This window comes from Glaciecola sp. KUL10, from assembly GCF_003203515.1.
Taxonomy (GTDB): Bacteria; Pseudomonadota; Gammaproteobacteria; order Enterobacterales; family Alteromonadaceae; genus Glaciecola.
The window spans coordinates 189,746-209,527 of the sequence record NZ_BGNG01000004.1 but is presented as its reverse complement, the minus strand read 5'-3'; the positions used below and the strand labels follow the sequence as shown (position 1 = coordinate 209,527).

Below are 19,782 nucleotides of genomic sequence, written 5' to 3'. Positions count from 1 at the left end.
TTAAACAGCATACTTACGCTTGAGTACCTTTTTTAGCACGCCAGTGGTAAGCATTACGCCAAAAATTATCAAACAACCACCCAAAATGGACTGCATTGAAATAACTTCTCCCAAGAGAATATACCCCCATGCGATCCCAAACAAAGGAACCAAATAGGCAACAGTCAGCGCGTTTGATGCACCAACGTTTGAGATGAGCCTAAAATACATGACGTATGCCAAACCCGTGCACATAACTGCCAGAATAATGGCGTCTCGCCACGCAGTTTCACTGATTGCTTGCATTGGCCAATAAGCAATTGCCAAGGGCATCAACAACAGCGCCGCAAATAGTTGAGAACCGGCGGCAACAGCAAAGGGTTTTGCATGTGATAAATGCTTCTTCATGAAACAAGCGGCGATGCCATAACAAAATGTAGCCCCCAGCGCGCCAAGGATAGGCAAAATACTTAATTCTGCGTTGCCCAGCGTTTGCTCAGAAATAACCAACACACCCGCGAAGCCTGCTGATAAGCCAAATACGCCTGATTTAGTAATTTTATCCCCTAAGTATAACCAAGCAACAATAGCACCGAACATGGGGGCAGTTCCGTTTAAAATAGAGTTGAGGCCTGTTTCAAGGTGAATACTAGAAAATGAAAATAAGCAAAACGGTATACCGGTATTAAATGCTCCTACGAAAATCAATCCACGCCAATGCTTTCGTAAATCACCTAATTGCCTTGCAAGGAGTACAAACGGCATCAAAAAAACAAACGCAAGTACTGTTCTCACTTCAACGAGCGCAAACACGCCAAACTCTGGTGCTGCTGTTCGCATCAACATAAAGGATGCGCCCCATATTATGCCTAATAAAAGCAACTCTGCCAGATCTTGCGGTCTCATGAATACTTAGCTTCCAAATCTAATAAAAATGTCTTGCGAGCTAGCCCACCAGCATAACCCGTTAACTTTCCATTGCTGCCGATGATGCGATGACAAGGAACGATAATAGAAATCGGGTTTTTGCCATTTGCCATTCCCACTGCTCTTGACGCTAAGGGATTACCCACTTTTTTGGAAATGCTCAAATAAGTGCTAATCTCACCGTATTCGACTTCTAATAGAGCCTGCCAAACCCGCTTTTGAAACTCGGTACCATGGGCGTTCAAAGGTACATCAAATACCTTCCTTTCACCAGCCAGATATTGCTTCAATTGCTGTGCACATTCGTCTGTGATTTCATTAGATTTTTCTAGTATTGGTTTGTCAGTAAACTCGATTGCACAAACACCAAGCTCATCTGCAAAAATTTGAATATACCCCACTGGCGTTGGCACCACATTGGTACAAAGCGAATGAAACTGCTTAAAACGACTGCTCATGACAAATTCCAAAGGTTGAGGGTTAAGTAAGTGCGATAAGGCGCAGCTAGATTTGCCTTTATCACTTGTTTCTGTTGTGCAAATCTTTCGATTTGCTGTTTGATGATAAGGTCAGTGTCTAGAAATATGTCAGGTAAGCTTGAGTGCCGAAGTCTTACATAATTTATAGTCCATGGACCAATTCCTTTTAGTGCAAGCCACTGTTCATAGTCAGCATCTTTGCTTTCGTCTAAAAGATTTGCCAAAGAATGAAGGCTATTTTTTCTAGCTTGCGGCATTTTTAAAAAAGACAGATCACTTTTACTCACAAGTGCTGCGTCGACGAAGGGTTGAAGTGCCAAACACGGTTCGTTTTGATAAAGCGCTTCCGATAAGTGGTGTGTGTGATCAGGTTGAGACACATTGGCCATCAATAATGTATCTTGTAGTAAATTAACTTGCCGCACCGCCGCTTTTACTGACACTTGTTGGCCACAGACTGCTCTGCAGGCGGCCTCAAACTGATCGACGATTCCTGGTATCCGTAAGCCTGGATCAAATTGCTCTTTGTGCAAACCACTCGCTTGCAAAGCCTCCCCAATCACAAGAGGATCTGCGTCTAAATCAAGAATCTTCCTAACACACAGTATTGCTTGCTTTAGGACCTTCACATTTTCGGTAAAAAAGCTAACTTCAAATCCATCTTTGTCGGCTTCATGCCGGGCTTTAAAAATCACCGGAACACCATCAACTAAAATACATTTGGCAAAGTAGTCCTCGGTAATTCTCTCATTACTGGTGATTAAGCGTCTCGAAAAAAAGTCTCGTAGAACATCCCAAGAATATGGAGGGCGGTATCTTAAAAAAACAGAAACGGTTTGAGTTTTCGACATTTTATTATCCTTTTCACGTCGGCGCAGCTCGCTGGGTATCAAATCGAATTGATCGCGCATATTAACTTGTAGCCGTTTCGCTGAGTTAAAACCTGCACATAACGCCACCGTTTCAATATTAAGAGTCGTTTCATGCAGCAATTGTTTAGCGAAAAGAAGTCTTTGAGATAACTGAAAGCGCTTCGGGCTAATATGTACATGATCGTCAAATAAACGATTTAAATAACGAGTTGACACGCCCAACTTTTCTGCAACATGTTCGATACTCAGATCAAGCTGAGAAGACAATATATTTATTGCTCTCTCTACTGTTGTCTCAACGCCTTTCCAAGCAAAAGAGCCCGGCGCACTATCTGGTCGACATAATAAACAGGGGCGAAAACCCTCTTCGATTGCATGGTTTGCACTTCGTAGATAACGGACATTTTTTTCTAGTGGTAAACGCGCTCTGCAAACTGGCCTGCAAAATATGCCGGTAGTTTTAACACCAACAAAAAATCTACCATCAAACCTAGGGTCTCTTGCCATTCTTGCTTTTTGAAACTGAACCAATTGATTCATTAACAGGTCCTAATCAAGCTATTACGATAACAAGTGTATGTGAATACCAGAAAAAAATGCGACGTTTTCGGAACTCGTAAAAAATAAATATCGTTAGTTTCTATTGTGCATATTTGCAGAACACCGGTGCTTTAACGTAAACTCTAGCTCGTTTTGGAACACTCTGATGTCAAGGTCATACCACCTTTGTTAGCATTCTTTAAAAATTCTATTTATATTTTCGCTTTGTCGCTAAGCCTTCTCGCATTTCCCAGTGCATTTGCCAGTGAAGATCAAGCGTGGTTAAAGCAGTACTCTAGCGATATTAAAGCGCTGGCCAAACAAGACAACGTACCTGGGTTTGCTATTGTCGTTGTATCAAATGATGAGCCAGCATACATCGATACCTATGGCACTGTTGAAAAGAAAGGTGCCAAAATAGATAAAGACACTGTATTTAGGCTCGCTTCTGTTTCTAAAACTTTCACTGCAGCACTTATTTCGAAGCAAAACGCTGAACAAACCCTTGATTGGCAAATACCTCTAGCGAAACTTGCCCCAGAGTACAAGATCGATAACTACACAGATAAACCTATTTTGTTGCGCCACCTAGTAGGCCAGTCTACCGGCTTTACACCAAACGCATATGACAATTTAATCGAAGCAAACTATAAATTACCTCGTGTACTAAAGCACTTAGAAAAATTAGATTCTTTGTGTAAACCTGGATATTGCTACACTTATCAAAATACACTTTTTGGTGTTCTAGAACACTACTATCAAGCCATAGATTCTTCATTTGAAGAAGCGCTTCTAATGAACATCATCGCTCCTCTTCAAATGCCACATGCAAGCGTAGGTAAGCAGGGGCTTACAAACTCAAAGAGCTGGGCAAAACCGCATGTCGCGATCGATAAACGTAAATGGGTTAAGGTGAGGGTAAAGGATAACTACTATCGTTTTGGACCTGCCGCAGGTGTTAACGCTAGTGCATCTGACATGGAAATTTGGTTACGTGCGATGCTGCATCAATACCCAGACGTAATCAATGACAACATGATTAAAGAGCTCACTCATCCACGCGTAAAAACGGTACAAGAACTGAGAAGGCGCAACTGGAGAGAGCACTTACAAACCGCACACTACGGTTTGGGTTGGCGCATATACAATTTCGATGGCGTGAAAATAAACTATCATGGCGGATGGGTTCAAGGCTACCGAGCCGATGTGTCGTTTTCACCTGAATTGGGAGTCGGTTACGTGATGCTCATGAACGCAGAATCTAACTTAATTAACCAAACGACTGCCGAGTTCTGGAAGCGCCAAATTGCTCAGCACAAATTGGCGCTCAAATAGTTTAGCGTGGTTTATTACTAAGTCTTCAAATAGGTATAACCAGCCAAACACTGTTCATAAAAATCAGTCCAACGCACACCTTCACGTGGTGGAATGGTACCGCCTGCCACCTCTTTATCTATCATTCGTTTGACATCAAGCGCCATGGCACTTGGATGGTATTGCATAACGTTTAATACATTTTCAACCGACGACCCTTTTACAACTTCTTCGATATAGAAGTCTTTGGGATCATCGTCATAGCTAAAGATGTGAACTTCGTTTAAGCGACCAAATAGATTATGCATATCACCCATCACGTCTTGATAGGCCCCAGTCAAAAATAGGCCTAAATAATACTTTTCACCTGCAGGGATTTTGCGAATTGGCAGCACGTTTTCAATATTTCTATCAACAACAAATTGATCTAATTTTCCATCACTATCACATGTGATATCCACAATTGAACAAAAACTATCGGGCGCTTCGTGCATGCCGGATAATGGCACAACAGGCAAGAGTTGGTCGATAGCCCATGTATCAGCCGCCGATTGAAACACCGAAAAATTACACAAATATTGAGAAGAAAGCGTGAAATCAAGATCTTGTAATTCTTCTGGTACAAAATCTATCTGAGTATACATTGACTGTAGGCGGCGCATAATTTGCCAGTAAAGTGTTTCTATTTTCCCTAGTTCTTCTAGGCTAACAACGCGCAATTTAAAAGCTTCCACAGCTTGTTCTTTCCATTGGGAAGCGTCGTTAAATACCTCTTGTAGATTTAAATCTGGAGTCAAGTAGTCGCGCAGTTCTCGCATATTCTTTAGCAATATATGCTCGCCATCTAGGGCTTCAGTATCCAGCTGAGCTCCGTCGGCTTTAATCTCGCCGACAACCTCAGTCACTACACAACTGTGATGCGCGGTGATTGCTCTTCCGCTTTCAGTAACCAGGGATGGGTGCGGAATCCCCTCTAAATCACAGACTTCTTTCATCCCATACACGACGTCGGCGACGTATTCATGCAAGCTGTAGTTAACCGATGAATCATTACTCGACTTACTGCCGTCATAATCAATTCCTAAACCGCCACCAACATCCACGTATTTGAGCTCAAACCCCATTTTATGAAGTTCGGTATATATCCTAGCGCTTTCATTTACCGCATTTTTAATAGAACGAATATCAGGTAGTTGACTACCAATATGAAAATGCAGTAACTGAAGGGTATTAGACATGCCCTCAGCTTCCAAATAGCGTGCAGCATTAATTATTTCAGGAATCGTCAAGCCAAACTTAGCACGATCACCACTGGAGCCCTGCCATTTTCCTTTACCTTTGGCAGTCATTTTTGAGCGAAGGCCAATGATAGGTTCAATACCCAGCTCTTTAGATAGTTTAACTAGCAGTAAAAGCTCTGAATATTTTTCGATAACCACCACAACTTTACGGCCGAGTTTTCTGCCTAGGAGTGCAAGCCGAATAAACTCTTCATCCTTGTAACCATTAAGAATAGTGAGTGATTCAGCATTTGTATTTAAGGCAAGAACGGCTAATAATTCTGACTTTGAGCCAGCTTCTAAACCATAGTGATAGGGTGCGCCAGCATCAACAATTTCTTCGACAACTTCCCGCATTTGATTTACCTTGATGGGGTAAACACCTCGATATTGACCTTGATAACCTGCTTCGCCGATCACCTTAGCAAAGGTTTCATTTATATTGATGACCTGAGCGCGCAGAATATCGTGAAAGCGCACAACCACAGGAAATTGAATACCTTCTTCAACGATTTCGTTCACGACAGCCTGAAAGTCAATGCTAACATTAGGGTTTGTAGGATCTGCAGCAATATGGATATTGCCATTGTTACCCACTTTAAAATAGCCACCGCCCCATCCAGAGACGCCATATACTCTATCCGCTTCTTCAATCGACCAAGCTTGTTTGTTAACGGTCATATGTAATACCTCAGTGCTGCTGCCCAAGACAAAAGAGCGCGTATTATAATGAATAATTAAAAACTGACTATTTATTTGTCAAAAATGGTTGATTTAAGCTCTATCAACACTAATGTTTAATATACTAATCAGACAAAACGTCGTAGCATCGTGCTATAGCTTGGAAGTAACCTAGATTTAAATGAGTCAACTAATGGGTAGACAACACACATGATTATGGAAGCGTCAAATGGCAACACTAAAGTGCTCGTTATCGATGATAGCGAACTTGAGTTGAAGCTATATTTTAATGGCCTCACCAAGCACTTTGATATGTCTTTTGCACCATCGGCTAAAGAGGGTTGGGATATTTTAAATCGAGCACCTCTACCAGATTGCATAATCTTAGACATCATGATGCCCAACGAAGACGGGTTACAGCTGTGTTCACGTCTCAAAGAAAATCAATTTACCAAAGACATTCCTATCATTTTTATATCTGCTTTAACGGGGCCGACAATAAAATCTCAAGCATTTGAGTTAGGGGGCGCTGACTTTGTCACCAAACCGCCCATGATTACCGAGCTTGTTGCTCGTATAAAACGACATGTAGCGCTGTATAAAAGAACTAAACGCCTAGAATCGCTTATTTTTATTGATCCACTGACGCATCTTCCCAATACAGCCAAGTTTCATGAGGTGTTATCCAAAGAATGGTCCCGTTGCGCTAGGTATTGGCATCATATGTCTTTGCTGTTGATCGAAATTGACGATTTGGGGAAAGTTCAAGACGAGCATGGTGAAGAAGCTCATAACTCTGTTTTAGCAAGTGTTGCAGACTCACTCTCAAATGTAGGCAGTAGACCCGGTGATCTTGTATCTACTTTAGAAAACGATGTATTTGCTTTGCTTTTACCTGATTGTAGCCATACTGGTGCGTTACAAAAAGCTAAGCAAATCATCGCTATGTTTGACCCATCTCGCACCACAAACACGTCTTTGGTGCCTAAATTGACTTGCACTATCGGTTTGTCGGTTGCGGCTCCTGCGGGCGGCGGAACGCCTGAAATGCTTTACAAAGCTGCCGACGATTTATTATTTGAAGCTCAACAACGTGGGCGCGGGCGAATATACGAAGTTAATGAAGTGATTGGTTTTGAAAACTCCCAACAAAAGAAAGGGAGTGTAGAAAAGTAATAGGTGCTAGTTAGTATTTAAGCCTTATATCCTTTTGCCACTATATACACTTCTCTAGAACGCGGCCTTGATGCATCGGGCTTGCGGATAACTACTTTGCTAAACGAGCTTTTCACGTCTTTTAAGTATTCATCGTAACCAACGCCTTGAAACACCTTTGCACAGAAATTCCCATTGGGTTTCAACACATTTCTCGCCATATCTAACGCAAGTTCAACCAGATACATTGACGAATATTGATCGGCAGTATTCACACCACTTAGATTAGGTGCCATATCCGAGATCACCGTATCGGCTTTTTTACCATCAAGCTTTGACAATATTTGCTCGTAAACAGCTTCATCAGTAAAGTCACCTTGCACAAAGTTGACACCCAATATCGAATCCATCGGCAGTATATCTGAGGCAATCACGGTGCCTTGCTCACCCACAACGGGTGCAACAATTTGAGACCAACCACCTGGTGCACTGCCTAAGTCCATGACGGTTTGACCTGCCTTAAACAGCTGATCTTTTTGATTTATTTCAATAAGCTTGTAACTTGCTCGTGAACGGTAACCGTCTTGCTGAGCTTTTTTGACATAAGGGTCGTTAACGTGCTCTTCCATCCATTTTTTGCTTGTTTTCGACTTTGCCATTTGCTCGTGTCACCGTGTTAAGAGTTTAATCGCGGGTATTGTAAGGGTGAGCAGTATGCCTGAGCAATGATTTTTCAAAATGTTATAATGCAAGTTCACAATATCTGTCGACTGAATTACAAGAATTAATCGCTTATGAAACTAGATGAAGTTAAAAAGCTACATCAGAAAAAATATCGCAATCAACATCAATGCTATTTAGTTGAAGGTGAACATTTGGTGCTAGAGTTAGATAAAGCGATGAGCGATAACGAGTTGGCTAACGCAGTTACCTTGTATATAACCCAAGACAATCAAGATTTTGTAAAAGGCTTAAATAGCAAATTCAAAACGGTCGTGCTCAATCAAAAGCAAATGGCAAATATCAGCGATACCAAAACACCTCAGGGAATCATCGCGATGGTGCCAATGTCTAGCCATGTAAATGTTTCGCAAAAAAATACAGCAACGACAAACAGTCAGCCTCCCAAATACATTTATCTTCATGAAATTCAGGATCCAGGCAACTTAGGCACAATCATCCGCACATTAGCATGGTTTGGTAATTTCACCCTGTTACTAAGTCCCAACAGTGTCGATCCATTTAATTCCAAAGTGGTGCGTGCAAGCATGGGCGCGATTTTTCATTTGCCGATTGAATTAGAGGTTGGACTAAGCTCATTGCTGACACGCTTTAATAATTATGCGTATTTAGATCTTGCGGGTGATTCAATCACATCGCCTGAATTTAAAGCCTTTGATTGCTATTTGTTTGGCAACGAAGCGCGCGGCATTCCATCATCAATTTGTTCGCTTGATTCAACAAGTGCATTTACGATTGAAGGCAGTGGCAAAATTGATTCACTCAATTTATCTAGCGCGGTTAATATTTGTGCCTTTGCGATTTCTTCATAGTAGTGTCTGTTTAACACTTATATAGCTGACGATTGATTGGTCAACTCAAAGACTTGTTTGAATGACTCCTTATATCTACGCGACAAAGGCAGTGTTTTACCTGATTTAAGTGTCAACGTGCCATCGCCGCTACTCACGTATTCGATGGATTCGATAGCAGAGTGATTAACCGCATAACTGCGATGAGTACGGCTAAATCCAGCTTGAGTTAAGCGCTCTACGATTTTGGCAAGCGTACCTCTTAAAGGGTAGATTCGCCCTTCTTTGTATAAATTAACGTAATTGCCTGACGACTCAATAAATTCGATATCTTGGACTTTGACCAGAAATTCTTTGTCGAGCTTTTTGACCAATAAAAATTCTGGAGACAAGGGAGTTGTTTGGATTGAAGTTTCACTACTTTCATCTTGTATCAAGTTAGCATCGCCGCGCAAACGTCGATACAACATACTCACGACATTGTAGGTTACCAACCAAAACGCATATCCCCACGCGTCTTTTCGATATTCATACCAAAATTCACTCAAGATAGCGCCAAAGTTATAATTTCCACCTGCAAGTGAATAAATAGCCTCTCGCATCAAGACCATCAATAATATATGAACGATTGAAAACACAATAGATGCCAGAATGTGCAGGATAATTTGTTTAGGGATATGACTGAAGGTGGGCGGAAAACGTTTAAACCAATAGAACATAATAGGCAACACTAAAAACACGGCAAACGCGCTTGTGTACTCCCAAGTATATGGCTCCCACATGCTTAGTTCTTGGACGCCATCGCGTGTTCGTTCTATCCAAACGCTCGATGCGTTTATGGTGTTATTCAAAAATAAATAAACGGCAATCAAAGCATAACTATATGCGTATCGGTGCTTATCATAGGCTTGGAAAAAAGCCGCGATTTTTTCATCACTGTATGCCACCACTTATCCCTTTTTGCAGCAACTCAACTAGTTTGTACTATCTTAAGTCAATAAAAATTCACATGCTTGTTCTATCTTAAAATAAACCGATTGGGGAACAAACATGAATCGCAGACATGATCTCGACAACTTAAGAATCATCGCCTTTTTTGTACTCATTTTTTATCACATTGGTATGTATTACGTCTTGGATTGGGGCTGGCACATTAAAAGCGAAACAACTTATCGTTGGCTTCAAGAACTGATGGTAATGACCAATCCGTGGAGAATGTCGCTTTTATTTTTTATCAGCGCCATGGCATTGTCTTTGGTGGCACAAAAATATACGCCTCTAAGCCTTTTGAAAATGCGTTTTACCCGCTTAGTGATTCCCCTTTTATTCGGCATGTACTTCATCGTTGCCCCACAAGCTTATATTGAGAGCATGGATAGAGGACTTATCGATATGCCATTTATAGATTTTTGGTTGGAATACATCAATCCACAGACAATACTTTTATCTGAGCAGCAATCATCAATTGCCTTGCTCACGTGGAATCATTTGTGGTTTTTGCCCTATCTATTTGTCTACAGTGTCATCGTGTTGTGCTTTAGCCCTCTTACAAAAAGATTCACAGACCCTGAGGTGTTTAAAAGCCTACCAATTTGGGTTTTCCTAGTCGCTGTCATTCTGTTGATGTTGTTAGCTTACATGCAACTAAGAATTGAATACCCAAGTACGCATGGCTTAACCGATGATTGGTATAATCACGCTAAATACTTTTCAGTTTTTGTTGCTGGTTACTTGCTGGCACAACAGCAGTCTTGGTGGAATTGCATCATTGATAAGCGCTTTTACTTTTTAGCCGTTGCGCTGGCTGGCTATATTTTTATTGTTGCTGATCGCAATGGCATATTCGCACCTCTTGCGGCACTTTATACTAGCTCCACTTGGGTTAAAGGGTTTTACGGAACGGTATTTATTATCAGTCACTGGGCTTGGATATTGGCTGCACTGGGTTTAGCGGGGAAATATCTTACTAAGACTAATCCTTTTGCGACTTATGCCAATGAGGCCATTTTGCCTTGGTATATCTTGCACCAAACTTTGATTGTTATCATTGCTTATTCTCTAAAGCCTTTTGGCGTAGCTGCTCAATATGAATGGTGGCTTGTATTAAGTGGCACGCTATTGGGTTGCTATTTAGGCTTTGAACTTATAAAGTATTCAAAAGGCACTCGAGTGCTGTTTGGACTTAAGGTTTAAAATTAAGACCAAGGCCGTAAGTTTTGTAAAATTTACATTGTGAAATTTCTTTTGTGAAATTTGTCAAATTTATACGCTAGTATCTAATCATGCAATTAAGCATAACAAGTATCACTAGCCCAGTTGGGCAAAAGACTTATAAAACGCCTTGGAGAATTTGACATGAACATGCCAGCATTTAACGCCAGTAAGCTTAACGTAGAAGCCAATACAATTGCTAACGCACAGGTCATGCAAGTCGCGGCTACTCGTTGGACGAGTGCACAAAACCTGTTTGACAATGACGAAACGATTATGGAAATGCTAGACCAGCGTTTTCCTCTGCAATCGGGATCACACAAAAACGTTAAGCAGTATGTAGTGTACTTCAGACATTTAATGGCCTTTTTTGAAGACGGGTCACATTGTGGACTAGAACACCCTAAGCAGTTTGTAGCGCTTAGCGGCCATAAAGAAACACCTGAAGCGATCGTATTATGCGAAAATGGTTTGCATGCAGAAATCATGCTAGCGCAGTGTGCAAAAGAAAAGCAGGGAAGAACTAACTGCATCCTAGACGTGCAGATTGAGCAAGCTACTCAAAGAACGTTTACTTGCCCTGATGGGTCTGATTACACCGTTTAAGGTGTACTTTTATCTAAAACAAAGCCTAGCAAATGCTAGGCTTTTTTAGTAACGCCATTTATTAACTTCGCTGCATTAGCAAACTACGAAGTAGACTTCGCTTTTATCAACCCTTTCATATCTGATTTGTAGCGCCTAAGGTAAGCTTTGATATCTTCGAGTATCAAGTAATTTACCGGCACTATAAACAAAGTAATTAAGGTCGCAAACAGGATACCGAAGCCAAGGCTGACTGCCATTGGAATTAGAAACTGTGCTTGTGTTGATTTTTCAAAAAGCAAAGGCATCAATCCCGCAAAGGTCGTTAAGGAAGTGAGTAAAACTGGTCTGAAACGACGTCCACCAGCGTTATATACTGCCTCTTTCAGGCTGACGCCTTGCTTGCGTTTTTGATTAACGTAGTCAACCAATACCAGCGAGTCGTTAACCACAACACCCGACAAAGCAAGCATTCCCATAAAACTAAGTAGCGTGAGATCCATGCCCATTATCCAATGCCCAATCACCGCTCCCACCAAGCCAAATGGTATTACCGACATGACAATGATCGGTTGCGAGTAAGACTTAAAAGGAATGGCCAATAAGATATAAATAAGAATCGCTAGCGCAGCCGAACCGACTAATAAGCCTTGCGAAGACTCTTGCTGATCTCTGGCTTCGCCCGCCATTTCAAAATAAGTGCCCGGATAGGCTGCTATTTCGTCTGATAACCAACGACCGACTTCTTCTTGAACCAAGGATAAATTGCCCCCCTCTTTGTCAAAATCTGCTGAGACGGTCAGTGTGCGCTGGCGATCGACACGCAAGATTGTATTTGGACTGAGCCCAGGAAATACATCAGCGACTTGCCAAAGCGGCACTTCTTGATTAGGTCCAATTCTGATCATCATCTGCTCTAGCGTTTCGATAGATTGCCTTGCTTCAAGCGGATAACGCACCATCACTCTGACTTCTTCGCGGCCACGTTGAACGCGCTGCACTTCAAACCCAAACACTGCTTGACGTACTTGTCGTGCGACAGTATTTAAGTCTAGTCCAAGTAATCTAGCTTCGGGTTTTAACTCAAGTTGGAGCTCTTCTTTACCATCAGATAGCGAATCTTCAATATCTGAAACCGCAGCATAGCCCCTTAATTGGTCTTTGAGTTTTTCGCCTAATTCACTCAAGGCGTCAACGTCTCGACCTTTGAGTTCAATATCGATAGGTGAGCCACCCCAACCGCCAATTTCTGCGCGGTAGTTAAGTTGCTCTGCCCCAGCTACTTGACCGACTAACTGTCGCCACTCGTTAACTATCTCGCGTGTACTGACATCAATCGGGCGTGATTCTGGTGGAATTAAATCTATCTGCACACGACCCGTTGTTGAATTGCGTCCGCCGCTAATTGAATAGATGTTTCTGACCACTGATTCACCGGTATCCGTGTCACGATATTTTTCTTGAAGCGACTTAGCGTGGACAGTCATGGCTGCGACAATACGATCAGTGCTTTCAAACGCCGTACCTGCTGGCATCACAACATTCGCAGTTGCCACTTCACTTTGCACACGAGGGAAGAAAATAAACTTGGTTTGTCCCGATGCAATAGCACCAATGATGATCAATAGCGCGGCGAACATGGCAACCCATGTTGCGTATCGCCAGCGCATCGCTTGTGCCAACGCAGGTTGATAAAAACGCTCGATCATACGTTCAAGCGATGTCGCTATTTTCTGTTGAACCATTGAAAACTTAGACGGCTTTTGGCCAGGTAACCTTGGCTTCACGCGTTTCAAATGAGCAGGCAAAATGAACTTTGATTCAATCAAAGAAAACAACAACACGGGAATAATCACAAAGGGGATCGCAGCATACCAACTTCCGCGTCCTGTTTGAAAAGCTAAGGGTAAAAACGCAGCCGCTGTGGTTAGTATTCCGAAGGTAACCGGCACCGCAACTTCTTGTGTACCTTTAATCGCAGCTTGCAACGGATCTTCTCCGCGCTGAAGGTGGGAATATACGTTTTCTCCAGTAACAATTGCATCATCAACCACGATCCCCAGTACCAAAATAAACGCAAATAAGGACATTAGATTTAAACTGACATCAAATAAAGGCATAAACAAAAACGCGCCCATAAATGTCATCGGAATGCCAAGGCAAACCCAAAAAGCCACTGACGGCCTTAAAAACAAAGCCAGTAAAATGATGACCAACAATGCACCTTGCCAGGCGCTTTTGGTCAGTGTTTCCAACCTAGCTTTAATCGGCTCACTGCGATCCCGCCAGTAATCGATTGTCATGCCTTGCGGCATTTGACTTTGTTTTTGTTCGATATATTGTCTAACCGCTTCTGTCACTTCAACAATGCTTTCATCGCCGGTGCGAAAGACTTCAATTTCAACCGTTGGTACACCATTAAAGCGCATTCGAAGCGGTGTTTCTTCAAAGCCATCTTTGATCGTCGCGATATCACCTAACTTAATCATGGTGCCGTCTTGGGTTGTGATAACCGGAATATCAGCAAACTCTGTTGCACGATAAGCTTGGCCTCTGCTACGAATAAAGATGTCACCACCTTCTGTTTTTAAATTACCGGCGGAAACATCGGTCGAATTTTGGCGCAAAATTCCAGATACTTGCTCAAGCGTTAAGTCGTATTGGCGAAGTATCATCTCAGGAATTTCAATCGAAATTTCAAAAGGTAAGGTGTTACTGATTTCGACTTGCGAAACCGCTGGTAAGGCAGATATTTCATCGCGTATATCATCGGCAAAGCGTCGCAGTGTGACGGCATCATATTCGCCATAAATCATCACGCCTATTGCATCGCGTCGCCATTGAGGAACTTGTATTAACAGGTTTTCAGCATCTACAGGGAAGTTACTAATTGCATCCACTCTGATTTTTACATCATCAAGCATCTGCCTAACATCAAAGCCTTCTTCAACTTGAATAGTAACTGAGGCGCTACCTTCATTACTGCGCGAAGTAATCTCGCGAATTCCCTCAAGATCCTGAACAGCTTCTTCTATTCTTATTGAAATGCCCTCTTCAACTTCCTGAGGAGATGCACCCGGTAGACTCATTGATACTTGTACACTGCGCTGCTCGATAGCAGGGAATAAATCCACGGGGATTTTATTCATCACCACATACAAGCCTGAAATCATAATTACGCACAATAAAATATTGGCAGCGACGTCGTTTTTAGCAAACCATGCAATCATTATTCTGACCCCTATGGTTGAGAAGCGCTGACATTAGCGCTCGATGCAGTTTTATTGTTAGCTGCTATTGTTTCTGAACTGTCAGTCTGTTTAATGCTAGCTTCTTTTGATTTTTCTTCAGCTTGGCTGACTCTTTCAGGCCTGCCTCGCGATGGCCTTTCATCAGCTTCACCAAGTGCTTTTACGCGTGTACCATTAACAATGTTAGCCGTTGGAGTAAGAATCAGTTTATCGTTTTGAGCTAACAACTGCGTGCCGTTTGCATCCGAGCTTGATGCAGACACAATGACATTTCTGCTATCCGTCCATAGGGGATCGATTGCGTATTTCTTTAGAAAACCTTCAGATGCAATGCTAATCACATTATCTTGCGATACTGCTCTACGAGGGATGACATAAACATTACTGAGCGTTTGACCTTGTACTTCAGCCTGTAAAAACTGACCTACGCGAATAGCTGGGCGTTTCTCGTTTGCGATAAAAGGATTATTGATACTCGCCACTACGTAAAGCATTCTTGTTGCTGGATCAAATGCGCCTTCACTTCTTACAATTTGTCCGTCCCAAAGGTAATTTTTACCGCCTATTTTACTGCTAAACCTCACGGCAGGTGCAGCCGCGATCATACTAGAACCAGCCTGAGCATCAAGCGACTCTGGAAGCACTAAATTTTCTAAGTCAGCAATTTTGATAGGCAGTCGCACCTCTATCTCATCAGTGCTGTAGATTTCAGCAATGGATTGACTAGGTGAAACAACTTGGCCGACATCCACCATTTGTCGCAGTACTTTGCCGTCAAAAGGTGCGCGTATTTCTGTCCTGGCTAGATTTAACTTTGCCTGTTCGACCCTTGCTTGTGCAGCATTAAGCGCAGCTTTTGCGGCAGCTACCTGCGGCTCTCTTAATGCTAGTAATCTCGCGGCTTCGCTTTCAGGCGGCTTGTTCCATTGCTGAGCAGCGAGTTCTGCTTCAGCTACTTCTTGCAGATATCGTAAGTTTGCATCAGCCGCGGCAGATTCAGCTATGTCTAACTGTATTTTAAAATCGCGATCATCGATTTTGACCAGCAAATCACCTTCTCTAAAGGCTTCACCTGCTCGAATCTTTGGCTCGACAGAGATCACTCTTCCACTAACATCACTGACAAGGTTGGTTTGTGTCAGCGGTTCGGCTGTACCGTAAGACTCTATCCAAATTTCATAGTTTTCGGATTGTAAGTTAGTCACTTCGACAGCCACGCTGGGTGCAGAACGACTACCTCCCCATCGTTTAGCCTCTGGCTTACTCGAAAACATCATAGAAATGACGCCAAACGCCACTGCCAATATAATGACCGACACAATCGCATGCACCAACCACGGCACTTTTTTATTATATGTTGCTTGTTCGTTTGTTGAATCTTGCATGAGGCCTACTTTTCATTAATCTTACTTTTGACAATAACCAATACGGCTATACTAAAATAAAAGCTTTGTAGGCTTGTGTTAATTTATTTTAATGTTTTAGAAAGACTGTTTAGACGCTTACTTTTTGATCTTAGCGTAATCGACAAAAGTGTTAACTCCTTGCTCTTTAGCTTTGTTCAATGCAATTTCGGTGATTGAGAGCAAACTGCTGAAATCGACCGAAACCTTATGGTCTACACTTATGTAACCGATGTTTACCGTTAAATCCGGTATAGGGGCCTTGCGCCTAATAGTATCAATGATTTGGTTCGCCCTATCACTCGCTTGATTACTCCTTGAATGATGTAAACAAACTAACAATCTGTGTTCCGTCAATTCCCCAATAAGGTCTGTCTCACTTTTCGATAAACGCTGAATAGCCTTTCCGATATGTTTTAATATTGCTTCATTGCTAAACAGTGTTTGTTGTTCGGCCGAGGTATTCGACTCAACAAGCATAAACGTTATTAGTCTGTCAGAGTGACCACTATTTGCTATTTTCAATAAACTCAATTCTGCGTATTTAAAAATCGCTGATTTATCAATTAGTTTTCCCTGCATTTCTGAAGTACCGGAAGCCTCCAACTTGATAGTTAGTTTTGAGTTGATATCTACGAATGCTAACGCAAAAAACAAGGCTAAAATTTGAGCCATTACTAACCAAAGCGTTTTTACAAATAACTCTTGCTCTCCGACTTCTAGATTACTGAAGTTAGGGATGCTATCTCGAAAAATAGTCATTGAAAGGCAAGTAGTGACCAATATAGCCGTTAGCACAATTGCCTGCCGCTTTTGCAAAAGTAAGCACATCATTATCGGAAGAATAGGGATAAGCACCGACATGCGACTGTAAACGCCGCCTGAAAAAATCGCCATGAACAGAATCGCAAAGGATATGCTAAAAATTAGGATAAAGGCATTATGTTTATAATTTGGACAACACAAAATAAAACACAACATGGTCAATAAAATAATATTGCCTGCTAACGCAATCCAGCTAAGCTCCGCAGCCTGATTGCCAAACACATACATTGTTAAAGCGCCTACCATGCCCAATGTAGTAGCAATAATTGCAGTTTTTCTTACAAGTCCGGCTGTATATTTATTAGTTGAAAACACATTTTTCCCATCTTATTGATGAGCCCTTGTATCGACTGAATTTTGTTTTATTTGAATCTATTAGACGACTAAACCGTTAGATATCCATAGATTGTAGGCCCTCACAAAGCCCATCGTTTTGGCTTATCAATTCATCTCATCCTGCCATATACGCCATCATCTGTTTAACCGTCTTTAAGCGCTCAGGATTATCATTTAAAATATAGTCGACCGTGGTCAAGCTTTCCTTGTCGTCGACCCTATCCAGAAAAAACACGCCATTTAAATGATCTACTTCGTGTTGAACAAGTCCTGCAAATTCACCAGTCAATGTTTTTGTAAATTCCAAACCCTTGTCATCGTAATAATGAACGTCGACTTCTTGATAACGCAATACTTTTGCGCGCACGTTGTACAAACTGAAACACTCTTCTTCAAATTCGAACATTTCATCAGACATTCGCGTAAAAGTTGGATTAATCATGGGGGTAAAGACACCATCAATTCGTAGCATAATCGCTCTGATAGCATGCCCGACCTGTGGCGCAGACAAAGCATTTCCATTTTCATCAGAAATCGCCTTTATGCCATTTAAAGTGTCTTTCATGAATTGAAGGGTGAGCTGCACATCATCAGAGGTGATTTTTTCAACCGGTACAGCAACTGATTCGGTCCGAAGAATGGGGTGTCCAAGTTGTTTTATTCTCATATTTATCTCCCAATGCAGGCTTTGAATATTTAATGAGACCTTTTGACGGTAGATTATTATTCAGGCCAAAGGGAATTATTTGGGTTGCTTGGAAATTTGCCTACTACTTGCTAGTTTTTATCAGATTGTGTTTGTAATTTGAAAAGAGCTAGGATGCTTTTGTATATGAAGCTGCGTTTCATTTTATAGATGCTTTATAGTAGTGTTGAACGCTTGGGTTATCAAAAACTGAATCGCTGATAAACATAGCGAAACTGCACCATGAACCAAGTCTGAAATGACTTTAAATAAGAAATATAGGCCAATTGTGGTGAATAGTATCGATTGCAATTCACCTCTTGTAGCTGTAACTAATAACCTTGTACAATTTGATTCTAGCGTACTTGCTATTCGGCACATACTTTCAACGGCGCAAGCTTAGCTGCGTATGCGTTACAAAGTTTCTGTGACTCGCTTTGTTTCCCACTTCTTCTCAAAGATTCTACAAGTATAGTAGACGCCTCACGTTCAAAAGGCACTAGGGTTAATACTTTTTCTGCCCAACGTTGCGCGTTTTCTTCATCTCCTAATTCTACATAAGAAGACGCAATGATTTTGCCTAGTTCAGGTTGCCATGGGCCAATGTGTTGTGGCTCTTCTGAAAACTTAATTTGCATAGCTTGGTAAGCGTCAATAAACGTATTAAGGGAGTTTTCCTTTTCATTATTGAGTGAGTATAGTTCGCCTAAGTTAATAAGTGAGCGCCAAGCGTTGGAGTCTATGTTAATGGCACGGCGATATTGCTCTATCGCTTGGTTAATTTGTCCTTGGGCGGAATATACGAAGCCGAGTGACTTTAGCGCGTGTACATCTTCAGGTGATTGCCTAACGGCTTTTTCGGCAATCAACTTTGCTCGTTCAAGCATAAGTTTAGCTTGCGGGGTCGATAACTGACCAGATGCTAACGCCTTAGTTAACGACACGCCAGAGTTGTCTACGCTATATTCTGCTGATGGCCAACGCACAAGGCGCTGTACAATTGCATTGGCAACGCCAGCATTAGCGCGAGCGTTGTCGTCGTCTATTAATAATACTTGTTCATATAGAGCAATCGCCGCTTCGTTGCTTTGTTCATCAAATTGCATATACAAACTATCAGCTCTCGATAATTGTTCTTGGATTTGGTCACTTTCGGAGTTGGGAATTAACAACCAAGCGATCAATAACAAAATTAAAATGGCCATTGGCACACCTACAATTTTCACCACTGAAATTGTTGTTTTGTTTGGCATGCCCGCAGGTTTCACCTTTTCAATAAATCGATAGCCTTTTTTAGGAATGGTTTCGATAAATTTGGGGGCACTTGCAGAATCTGACAATTCTGAACGTAATCTCGATACCGTCCTTGCTAAGGTGTCTTCACCCACAATGGTATTTGGCCATAGTTCAGCAATAAGGTAGTCGCGTGACAAAACCTCGCCGTTGGAAAGGAGAAAAACATTGAGCAAATCTGCTATTTTTGGTTCAAGCCTTTGAATGCTGCTGGTGCTAGTATTAACCAGCGAATTTTCACTATAGTTAAATGTCCAATCGCCAAAATGCACAGCAGTCTCGTTGAAAGCAGTGTGGTTGGTTGTTGACAGATGACTCATCAATTACTCTTTTATTTGTATTGTGTCAGGTTTTTGTCAGCTTAAAAAGAGCTTTCAAACATGTTAATTTTCAGCGGCTTATGAAAAGCTTTGTGCTCTAGCAATCATCAATAA

The 19,782-nt window shown here is 41.8% G+C and carries 16 protein-coding genes; 5 read left to right on the top strand and 11 right to left on the bottom strand.

The annotated features are described in order from the left end of the window. The 3 genes from KUL10_RS09015 to KUL10_RS09005 are packed head-to-tail and all read right to left on the bottom strand — an operon-like array spanning window position 1 to window position 2,797. Window positions 1-885: a DMT family transporter gene (locus tag KUL10_RS09015; protein WP_110428590.1), complete on the bottom strand. Its 885-nt coding sequence runs from the start codon at window positions 883-885 to the stop codon at window positions 1-3. Next, complete coding sequence (locus tag KUL10_RS09010; RefSeq protein WP_110428589.1) at window positions 882-1,364, bottom strand: methylated-DNA--[protein]-cysteine S-methyltransferase; 483 nt, start codon at window positions 1,362-1,364, stop codon at window positions 882-884. The genes KUL10_RS09015 and KUL10_RS09010 overlap by 4 nt, the downstream gene beginning before the upstream one ends. After that, window positions 1,361-2,797 (bottom strand): DNA-3-methyladenine glycosylase 2 family protein, encoded by a 1,437-nt coding sequence (locus KUL10_RS09005; protein ID WP_110428588.1) that lies wholly within the window; start codon window positions 2,795-2,797, stop codon window positions 1,361-1,363. Before KUL10_RS09005 ends, KUL10_RS09010 begins: the two co-directional genes overlap by 4 nt. A gap of 186 nt (window positions 2,798-2,983) precedes the next feature. Between KUL10_RS09005 and KUL10_RS09000 the strand changes: the two genes are divergently transcribed. Continuing rightward, the gene (locus KUL10_RS09000; protein ID WP_110428587.1) at window positions 2,984-4,132 is read left to right on the top strand and encodes a serine hydrolase; all 1,149 of its coding nucleotides are present in this window, start codon (window positions 2,984-2,986) and stop codon (window positions 4,130-4,132) included. 17 nt (window positions 4,133-4,149) lie between these two features. On the opposite strand, the gene speA is transcribed toward KUL10_RS09000, so the two are convergent. Continuing rightward, window positions 4,150-6,072: a biosynthetic arginine decarboxylase gene (gene speA / locus KUL10_RS08995; RefSeq protein ID WP_110428586.1), complete on the bottom strand. Its 1,923-nt coding sequence runs from the start codon at window positions 6,070-6,072 to the stop codon at window positions 4,150-4,152. Between the two features lie 210 nt (window positions 6,073-6,282). On the opposite strand from speA, the gene KUL10_RS08990 reads away from it, so the two are divergent. Beyond that, window positions 6,283-7,248: a diguanylate cyclase domain-containing protein gene (locus KUL10_RS08990; protein ID WP_110428585.1), complete on the top strand. Its 966-nt coding sequence runs from the start codon at window positions 6,283-6,285 to the stop codon at window positions 7,246-7,248. A 17-nt stretch (window positions 7,249-7,265) separates the two neighbouring features. Here KUL10_RS08990 and rlmE read toward each other — a convergent pair whose 3' ends face one another. Beyond that, window positions 7,266-7,886 carry a 23S rRNA (uridine(2552)-2'-O)-methyltransferase RlmE gene (gene rlmE / locus KUL10_RS08985; RefSeq protein ID WP_110428584.1) on the bottom strand — a complete coding sequence of 207 codons (621 nt, stop codon included), beginning with the start codon at window positions 7,884-7,886 and terminating at the stop codon, window positions 7,266-7,268. Window positions 7,887-8,021: 135 nt separating this feature from the next. Between rlmE and KUL10_RS08980 the strand changes: the two genes are divergently transcribed. Continuing rightward, window positions 8,022-8,780, top strand: coding sequence for an RNA methyltransferase (locus KUL10_RS08980; protein ID WP_110428583.1), 759 nt, complete (start codon window positions 8,022-8,024; stop codon window positions 8,778-8,780). Window positions 8,781-8,797: 17 nt separating this feature from the next. Here KUL10_RS08980 and KUL10_RS08975 read toward each other — a convergent pair whose 3' ends face one another. Then, the gene (locus tag KUL10_RS08975; RefSeq protein ID WP_110428582.1) at window positions 8,798-9,706 is read right to left on the bottom strand and encodes a LytTR family DNA-binding domain-containing protein; all 909 of its coding nucleotides are present in this window, start codon (window positions 9,704-9,706) and stop codon (window positions 8,798-8,800) included. Window positions 9,707-9,809: 103 nt separating this feature from the next. Between KUL10_RS08975 and KUL10_RS08970 the strand changes: the two genes are divergently transcribed. Continuing rightward, window positions 9,810-10,952 (top strand): acyltransferase family protein, encoded by a 1,143-nt coding sequence (locus KUL10_RS08970; RefSeq protein WP_110428581.1) that lies wholly within the window; start codon window positions 9,810-9,812, stop codon window positions 10,950-10,952. Window positions 10,953-11,114: 162 nt separating this feature from the next. Further along, on the top strand, window positions 11,115-11,576 hold the full coding sequence (locus tag KUL10_RS08965) for a malate synthase (RefSeq protein ID WP_110428580.1): 462 nt from the start codon (window positions 11,115-11,117) through the stop codon (window positions 11,574-11,576). A gap of 83 nt (window positions 11,577-11,659) precedes the next feature. Here KUL10_RS08965 and KUL10_RS08960 read toward each other — a convergent pair whose 3' ends face one another. From KUL10_RS08960 to KUL10_RS08940, 5 genes are all read right to left on the bottom strand, one after another. Beyond that, on the bottom strand, window positions 11,660-14,785 hold the full coding sequence (locus KUL10_RS08960; protein ID WP_110428579.1) for an efflux RND transporter permease subunit: 3,126 nt from the start codon (window positions 14,783-14,785) through the stop codon (window positions 11,660-11,662). A gap of 11 nt (window positions 14,786-14,796) precedes the next feature. Continuing rightward, window positions 14,797-16,191, bottom strand: coding sequence for an efflux RND transporter periplasmic adaptor subunit (locus KUL10_RS08955; RefSeq protein WP_110428578.1), 1,395 nt, complete (start codon window positions 16,189-16,191; stop codon window positions 14,797-14,799). Window positions 16,192-16,308: 117 nt separating this feature from the next. Next, window positions 16,309-17,349, bottom strand: coding sequence for a diguanylate cyclase domain-containing protein (locus KUL10_RS08950; protein ID WP_110428577.1), 1,041 nt, complete (start codon window positions 17,347-17,349; stop codon window positions 16,309-16,311). A 136-nt stretch (window positions 17,350-17,485) separates the two neighbouring features. Beyond that, a complete protein-coding gene (locus KUL10_RS08945; protein ID WP_110428576.1) occupies window positions 17,486-18,037 on the bottom strand; it encodes a peptide deformylase in 552 nt (183 codons plus the stop codon). Window positions 18,038-18,423: 386 nt separating this feature from the next. Next, window positions 18,424-19,668, bottom strand: a complete 1,245-nt coding sequence (locus tag KUL10_RS08940; RefSeq protein ID WP_110428575.1) for a winged helix-turn-helix domain-containing protein — start codon at window positions 19,666-19,668, stop codon at window positions 18,424-18,426. Window positions 19,669-19,782 lie beyond the last annotated feature (114 nt).

Excerpts from the sequence above, each read along its gene's own strand:
- KUL10_RS09015 (WP_110428590.1), bottom strand. The coding sequence starts at position 885 with ATGAGACCGCAAGATCTGGCAGAGTTGCTTTTATTAGGCATAATATGG.
- KUL10_RS09010 (WP_110428589.1), bottom strand. The coding sequence starts at position 1,364 with ATGAGCAGTCGTTTTAAGCAGTTTCATTCGCTTTGTACCAATGTGGTG.
- KUL10_RS09005 (WP_110428588.1), bottom strand. The coding sequence starts at position 2,797 with ATGAATCAATTGGTTCAGTTTCAAAAAGCAAGAATGGCAAGAGACCCT.
- speA (WP_110428586.1), bottom strand. The coding sequence starts at position 6,072 with ATGACCGTTAACAAACAAGCTTGGTCGATTGAAGAAGCGGATAGAGTA.
- KUL10_RS08990 (WP_110428585.1), top strand. The coding sequence starts at position 6,283 with ATGATTATGGAAGCGTCAAATGGCAACACTAAAGTGCTCGTTATCGAT.
- rlmE (WP_110428584.1), bottom strand. The coding sequence starts at position 7,886 with ATGGCAAAGTCGAAAACAAGCAAAAAATGGATGGAAGAGCACGTTAAC.
- KUL10_RS08980 (WP_110428583.1), top strand. The coding sequence starts at position 8,022 with ATGAAACTAGATGAAGTTAAAAAGCTACATCAGAAAAAATATCGCAAT.
- KUL10_RS08970 (WP_110428581.1), top strand. The coding sequence starts at position 9,810 with ATGAATCGCAGACATGATCTCGACAACTTAAGAATCATCGCCTTTTTT.
- KUL10_RS08965 (WP_110428580.1), top strand. The coding sequence starts at position 11,115 with ATGAACATGCCAGCATTTAACGCCAGTAAGCTTAACGTAGAAGCCAAT.
- KUL10_RS08960 (WP_110428579.1), bottom strand. The coding sequence starts at position 14,785 with ATGATTGCATGGTTTGCTAAAAACGACGTCGCTGCCAATATTTTATTG.
- KUL10_RS08955 (WP_110428578.1), bottom strand. The coding sequence starts at position 16,191 with ATGCAAGATTCAACAAACGAACAAGCAACATATAATAAAAAAGTGCCG.
- KUL10_RS08945 (WP_110428576.1), bottom strand. The coding sequence starts at position 18,037 with ATGAGAATAAAACAACTTGGACACCCCATTCTTCGGACCGAATCAGTT.
- KUL10_RS08940 (WP_110428575.1), bottom strand. The coding sequence starts at position 19,668 with ATGAGTCATCTGTCAACAACCAACCACACTGCTTTCAACGAGACTGCT.